General features: G+C 64.6%; 7 protein-coding genes. All 7 read right to left on the bottom strand.

Annotation, left to right across the window (positions count from 1 at the left end; translation table 11 throughout):
- Positions 1-737: FUSC family protein (locus VG320_RS26495; RefSeq protein WP_327203036.1), on the bottom strand; the 737-nt coding region annotated here is incomplete at its 3' end.
- A gap of 106 nt (positions 738-843) precedes the next feature.
- Positions 844-2,394 carry a monocarboxylate uptake permease MctP gene (gene mctP, locus VG320_RS26490; protein ID WP_327203035.1) on the bottom strand — a complete coding sequence of 517 codons (1,551 nt, stop codon included), beginning with the start codon at positions 2,392-2,394 and terminating at the stop codon, positions 844-846.
- Positions 2,391-2,630 carry a DUF3311 domain-containing protein gene (locus VG320_RS26485; protein WP_327203034.1) on the bottom strand — a complete coding sequence of 80 codons (240 nt, stop codon included), beginning with the start codon at positions 2,628-2,630 and terminating at the stop codon, positions 2,391-2,393. The genes mctP and VG320_RS26485 overlap by 4 nt, the downstream gene beginning before the upstream one ends.
- Positions 2,631-2,916: 286 nt before the next feature.
- Positions 2,917-3,864, bottom strand: coding sequence for a spermidine synthase (locus VG320_RS26480; protein ID WP_414696126.1), 948 nt, complete (start codon positions 3,862-3,864; stop codon positions 2,917-2,919).
- Between the two features lie 635 nt (positions 3,865-4,499).
- Positions 4,500-5,090: an energy transducer TonB gene (locus VG320_RS26475; protein WP_327203033.1), complete on the bottom strand. Its 591-nt coding sequence runs from the start codon at positions 5,088-5,090 to the stop codon at positions 4,500-4,502.
- A 95-nt stretch (positions 5,091-5,185) separates the two neighbouring features.
- Complete coding sequence (locus VG320_RS26470; protein WP_327203032.1) at positions 5,186-5,722, bottom strand: DNA-deoxyinosine glycosylase; 537 nt, start codon at positions 5,720-5,722, stop codon at positions 5,186-5,188.
- Positions 5,723-5,737: 15 nt separating this feature from the next.
- Positions 5,738-6,397: a chorismate--pyruvate lyase family protein gene (locus VG320_RS26465; RefSeq protein WP_327203031.1), complete on the bottom strand. Its 660-nt coding sequence runs from the start codon at positions 6,395-6,397 to the stop codon at positions 5,738-5,740.
- Positions 6,398-6,441 lie beyond the last annotated feature (44 nt).

Raw genomic sequence — 6,441 nt, 5'->3', positions numbered from 1 at the left:
ACGTCGATCTCGCGGGCGACCGACGGCATCAGCGCGCGCAGTTGCACGAGACGTGTATTGAGTCGGCGAAACTGCTCGACCTGGGTTTGCCCATCGACATGCGCGCCGCTGACGATCTGCGCGTACACGCGCGCGCAATCGCGCAGGTTGTCGGCGAGCCGATAACGCCACGAATACGTGGCATGCAGCGGCAACGCAAACGAGAACGCCAGCGCAATCACAATGCCGATCATCACGTTGAGCGTGCGCCACAGGCCCGTGTCGATGAGGTTGTCGCCATGCCCGGCGACGATACACATCGTGATGGCCGTGAGCAGCGCCACGTAGCCCGGCTTGCCGATCGCGTAGTAGCTACACACCGCCGCGACGATCGACATCAGCGAATACGTGAGCCACGTGGACCCTGTCACGGCCTGCACGACGATCAGCGTGAGGCCGATCAACGCGCCAAGCAGCGTGCCCAGCGCCCGCTCGGTGGCCTTCTTGCGAATATTGCCGTGATGCTGGAGGCCGCCGATCACCACCAGCAGCGTGACCGACGACCAGATGCCGTGCGGAATGTCGATGCCCGTGGTTGCGAGAATCGACACCAGCATCGCCAGTCCCACGCGCACGGCATGGATGAGAGCCGCATTGCGATAGCGATAAAACGGCGAGGTGAGCGCACGCCACATGCGCGCCGCTCTGGAGCGCCGGCGCACGGGACGAGCCTGCAAATCGGAATCGGACAAGGCCATAGCGCGAAGAAAGTTGCCGTTATGCCAAACATCGTGCACCAGAAAAACAAAAGCCCGCAACCTTGAAGTTGCGGGCTTTCGTCGCGTGGACGTTCAAAAAAGCAGATCAGCTTTCCAGCACGTCCAGATAATCCTCGGGGCGCGTGCGGTCGTGACCCTTCTGCATACCGAACATATGCACCAGCGCGGAGATCACCACCGACACCACCAGGTTCACGATCAGCGACCACACCGCCGCATAGCCGGGCACGTCCATGCCGAACAGATGCACGACGAAGATCGAGCCCTTCAGATGCAGCGAAATCGCCATCCACGTGCCCGTGGCGATGCCCACCGCCCAGCCGATCAACAGACCGCGCCAGTCGAGCATGCGCGTGTACAGACCGAGCACGATGGCGGGCAGCGTCTGGATGATCCAGATGCCGCCAAGCAACTGCAACTGGATCGCGTAGGTCAGCGGCAGGCCCAGGATGAACGCCACCGCCCCCACCTTCACGATCAGCGAGACCATCTTGGCGATATTGGTCTCCTGCTCGTGATTCATATTGCGGTTGATGAACTCCTTGTGGATGTTGCGCGTGTAGAGATTGGCCGCCGCAATCGACATGATCGCCGCCGGCACCAGCGCACCGATGCCGATCGCCGCGAACGCCACGCCCACGAACCACGACGGGAAGAAGTGCAGGAACAGCGCCGGCACCGCGAAGTTCGGCCCGAAAGCCTTGAAGTACGGCGCGTACTGCGGCATGTCCTTCACGCCCGAGGCCAGCGCCATATAGCCGAGCAGCGCGAGCAGGCCCAGCACCAGCGAATACGCGGGCAGCATCGCCATATTGCGGCGAATGGTGTTGCCCGACGACGACGACAGGATCGCCGTGACCGAGTGCGGATACAGGAACAGCGCCAGCGCCGACCCCACCGCGAGCGTCGCGTAAGCGCTATAGCCGTTCAGGCTCGACGCATCGGGCGCCTTGAGCAGCAGCTTGGCCGGCGGCACGGAAGCGAAGATATGGCCGAAGCCGCCCATCTGCGCGGGAATCACGATGATCGCCACGGCGATCGTGATGTAGATCAGCACGTCCTTCACCACCGCGATCATGGCCGGCGCGCGCAGGCCCGAGGTGTAGGTGTAGGCCGCGAGAATCGCGAACGCGATGATGAGCGGCAGATCGCCGACGAAACCCGTCGTGTCGAACCCCAGCGCGCCGATCACCACCTCGATCCCCACCAGTTGCAGCGCGATGTACGGCATGGTCGCGACGATGCCCGTCACCGCGATCGCCAGCGCCAGCATGCGGCTGCCGTAGCGGGCGCTGACGAAGTCGGCGGAGGTCACGTACTGATGGCGCTTGGCGATGGCCCAGAGCTTCGGGAACACCACGAAGGCAAACGGATAGATCAGGATCGTATAGGGCAGCGCGAAAAAGCCCGTCGCGCCCGCGCCGAACACCAGCGCCGGCACCGCCACGAAGGTGTACGCGGTATAGAGGTCGCCGCCCAGCAGGAACCAGGTGACGACGGTGCCGAAGCGCCGCCCGCCCAGGCCCCACTCTTCCAGATGGGCGAGATCGCCGCGGCGCCAGCGCGCGGCCAGAAAGCCGACGATCGTCACGCCGACAAAGAACAGGATAAAGACGAAGGTTGCGGTGGTATTCATTGCGCGCCTCCCGTCTTGCCGCCCTTCGAGCGGTCCTTGGTCCGGAAGTAGACGAGCGCGGTGATGACGGCGCTGATCAGCACCCAGAGGAGCTGATACCAGTAGAAGAACGGGAAATCCCACAACGTGGGTTCGACCTTGTTGTACGACGGCACCCAGATCATGGCGATCCAGGGCAACAGCAACAGCCAGAGCCAGTGCTTGCTGGCCTTTGCGGCGTCGGCGTCGTGAGCCATGACGTCTCCTCCTCGCGACTTATGTTGTTATGCGGCCTCATTGTGGCCGGTGCAGGCCCGCGAGCTCGTGCCTCGCAAGGTCCCCGAAAGCGCTGAAAAGCGTACCCACGCCATCACGGTGGGTCAACCGGGGCGGACCCCAACCGCACGAGAACATTTCGGATCGGAAACTGTCAGCTATCCGAAAGCACTGTCATATGACAGCACGAAAAAAAACCGGCCCCGTGAAACACGGGACCGGCTTCGTACTTCTTGCTGAGCAGGAAAAAGCGTCAGATGGCGAACATCAGATGGCGAACGTCGTGCCTTCCTTGCCGATTTCCTTGTTCGCTGCGCGCAGCGCCTTGACCCACTTGCTCGCGGGCAGGCCGAGCTTCGTTTCGAGCAGACGCGCGCGCTTGTCGAGCGCCGTCCAGCTCACGTCGAGCGCCGGGCCCGAGAACGCCAGCGCAACGCGGTTGCCGTCGTGCACTTCGGGCAGCGCGATCACGCGGCCGTCGAAGGCTTCCTTCAGGCGCTTCATGTTGCGCACGTAGCTCGGGTGGTCGCCGAACAGGTTGATGGTCGCAACGCCCGCATCCGTGAGACACGCGCGCACGGCGCGGTAGAACGCCACGCTGTCGAGCACCGGACCGCGTGCGGTCGCATCATAGATGTCGATCTGCAGTGCGCCGATCGAGCCGTGGTTCGCGCGGTCCTGCACGAAATCCCACGCGTCGAGTTCGCGCACGGTCAGACGCGCGTCGTCGTGCGGCAGCTCGAACATCGTGCGAGCGGCGACGACAACCGCCGGGTTCAGTTCGATCGCCTCGACCTTGGCCGGACGCAGGTAGCGGTGCGCGAACTTGGTCAGCGCGGCAGCGCCCAGACCCAGTTGCACGATGCGCGCGGGCGTGGCGAGGAACAGCAGCCAGGCCATCATCTGCTGCGCGTATTCAAGTTCGATGTGCTGCGGCTTCGACAGACGCATCGCGCCCTGCACCCATTCGGTACCGAAGTGCAGGTAACGCACGCCGCTCTCTTCCGAGAACGTGACCGGCGCGAAACGCGGCTTGCGCGGCGCTTCGATGACCGGTGCGTTGTCGAGATCGTCGGCAGCGGCGGCGCGGCGGCCACGCTTCGCCATCTTTTCGACCTTCGGTGCCGATTCGGCTTGTGCTGCTTTCGCGGTCCTGGCGCTCATGCGCTTTGCGCGTGCGGGCTTGGCCGGTGCGGCTTCTTTTGCTGCGTCCATGGCGACTTCCTTTGCGGCTGCTTTAGCTGCGGGCTTCGCTGCCGATTTTGCAGCGGGCTTGGCTACGGGCTTCGCTGCCGTCTTTGCAGCGGGCTTGGCTGCGGGCTTCGCTGCGGTCTTTGCAGCGGGCTTCTTCGTGGCCTTCACTGCCGACTCGGCGGCCGGCTTCTCGACGGTCTTCTCGACGGTCTTCGCTGCGGCCTTGCTCGCGCGCCTGGTGGCCGGCTTGGCTGCGGCCTTCACTGCGGGCTTCGCTGCCGGTGCAGCGGCTTGCGCTTGCACGTCGGTTTGCGCTGCAAGAGGCGCGCTCGTTTCGACTTGCGCAGCCTGCGCTGCCTGTTCAGGCGCAGCAGGCGCAGCAGGCGCGACGGCCTCGGCGGTCGTCGTTGCGGGCGTCTTGTTGAATGCGCGCGCCTCGGCCGAAGCGCGCTTGATGAGAGTCGTCATGTAAAGATGTCTTGCTTGTGAGGGCGGGTGCAGATGCGCGTTTGAACTCCATTCGCGCTGCGTTTTACGGTGTCGTTTCAGCCGCGGGAAACACATGCGATGGGAACGCATCTGCGCGGGCGAACGAGAGCATAGCATTCGCCGCGCATCGACCTCGTTTTTCAGGACACAAACGCACGCGTTTGCATTCAATCGCACTCGCTCACACCGTGCGCGGTATTGCAATTTTTCACGCGCCAATGTGTTTCGTCGCTGATGCCCACGCCTGCGTTCGTGCCGCCGATTGCCGCGGTGCCTGGCGCGCCGCTCTGCAAAACAAGCGGATTCACGCGCACCGGACGAAAATGCATGTCGATGCGCGTGAGATGCAGGGCGAGCGGCGCCGGAGGCAGTGGCGAAGCTGCATCGATGGCGCGCTGGACATCTTCGTCGTACTCGTCGTTGCCGCTCGAATGCAACAGCTTTACTGAGACGACCGAGCCGTCGCTGGCGAGACGGATCGACACCACGGCCTCGGTGTCGAGCGGCACCTTCTTCGGATTCAACAACATATTGCCGCCGAGTTTGCAGTTGACGTAACGCCGCCATTGCCAGGAACTCAGCGTCGATTCGGTGGGCGGCCCGAACCCGGATGTCGCAACCGAGTTCAGGCAGCGGTTCATGACCTGTTCGGGCGTCGGGCGAACGTGCGGCCCGGCGGATGTCGGGTCGTCTGAGGCGCAACCGCTCAAGGCAAACAGAAAGGGTAAAACGATCAGGAGCCGGTGGTTCTTTTTCATTGTGGTCTCGTCCCGTCGATACATCGAGTTGTCGATGCAAGGCGCGCACCTCGGCGTGCGCGAGGCCATGCTAGCGCGACGAGATTGCAGAGCGCTTACGGCTTGACGCGCTTCGATGCGCGCGCATCGACGGGCTCGCCCACCATGTCGCCCAGTGCGCGCCACGCCACGAGCTTCGCGGCGAAATTCATCGACGCATAGGCAGGACTACTGGACGGCAGCATGAGCAGGCGAAAACGCTGCGCATGCACACCAAGAATGCGCTCGCCGATACGCGCGGCCGTGCCGCCGTTGAACGCAATCGCTTCCAGCGCGGGCAGCCCTTCAATCAGCGCGACGAGATCGTTGCCCGCGTGATCGCGGATATTGCCGTCGAGACTGCCTTCGCGACGCGCCTGCGCCACCACGTCCCAAAGCCCGACGCGATGATCGCGCAGCGCCTGCAGCCGCGCCTCATAGTCGAGCGTGGGCAGATCCACGCCGATCACCTCGCCGACCAGATGCCAGAATTTATTCTGCTTGTGCGCGTAATACTGCTGATGCGCGAGCGACGCCTCGCCCGGCAGGCTGCCGAGAATCAGCACGCGCGTACGCGCATCGACGACGGGCGGAAAGCAGCGCTTGAAACTCATGGCGAGACTGCCCTCTTAGCGCGCGAGGGGATGCGACGACGCGCGCGATGCGGTATGGCCGAGCGGCCCGCGCTCGCGGGCGGAATGCGCGGAATGTGCATGGCGTGCAGGTTGCGCATCGCGCGCAAGATGCGCCCACAACGCGGGCAGCATGCATTCGGTGACGAGCAACGGCGCGCCGTGCCGCTCGAAGACCGATCGGCGCGCGACGAACGCATGCGGCACCGCGCCCGCCGTCTCGTGCGCGGCGAGCGCATGCAGCGGATGCCGCGCGCCCACGCGCCGACTCACGAGCGCCGAGCGCGACACGCCGCTATCGGTGTAAAGCAGTTCCGCCAGCGGGCGCGTGCGCAATCGCCGCATGGCCTGCCAGACGCCGTGACTCGCGGGCAGCGGCGTTGCACTGTGCGCGGCGACATACGGCACGCCATCGACGGCCAGCACGATCTCGCGCACCCATGCGCGCTCGCGCGGCGCGAGGCCAAGCGCGGCGCATTCGTCGGACCAGGGCATGGCGACGGCTTCGCGCGTCACGCGCACAACGACTGCACCGAGCGCACGCAGATGCGCCGTGAGCGAACCGCCGCGCGTGAGCCAGTCTTTTTGATCGGCGCTGAAGGCCGCGAGGGGCGCGACACGCCAGTGCGCGTCGGCAGCATCGAATCGGATGGGCATGGCGGGGATTATAGAAGGTGCGCCTGGTTCGGACGATTCTTATG

The organism is Paraburkholderia sp. (assembly GCF_035948235.1).
Classification (GTDB): Bacteria; Pseudomonadota; Gammaproteobacteria; order Burkholderiales; family Burkholderiaceae; genus Paraburkholderia.
This window is presented reverse-complemented; position numbering and strand designations above follow the sequence as displayed.

What these genes read in the sequence shown, in the direction of transcription:
- mctP (WP_327203035.1), bottom strand. Translation starts at nt 2,394, where the DNA reads ATGAATACCACCGCAACCTTCGTCTTTATCCTGTTCTTTGTCGGCGTG.
- VG320_RS26485 (WP_327203034.1), bottom strand. Translation starts at nt 2,630, where the DNA reads ATGGCTCACGACGCCGACGCCGCAAAGGCCAGCAAGCACTGGCTCTGG.
- VG320_RS26480 (WP_414696126.1), bottom strand. Translation starts at nt 3,864, where the DNA reads ATGGACGCAGCAAAAGAAGCCGCACCGGCCAAGCCCGCACGCGCAAAG.
- VG320_RS26475 (WP_327203033.1), bottom strand. Translation starts at nt 5,090, where the DNA reads ATGAAAAAGAACCACCGGCTCCTGATCGTTTTACCCTTTCTGTTTGCC.
- VG320_RS26470 (WP_327203032.1), bottom strand. Translation starts at nt 5,722, where the DNA reads ATGAGTTTCAAGCGCTGCTTTCCGCCCGTCGTCGATGCGCGTACGCGC.
- VG320_RS26465 (WP_327203031.1), bottom strand. Translation starts at nt 6,397, where the DNA reads ATGCCCATCCGATTCGATGCTGCCGACGCGCACTGGCGTGTCGCGCCC.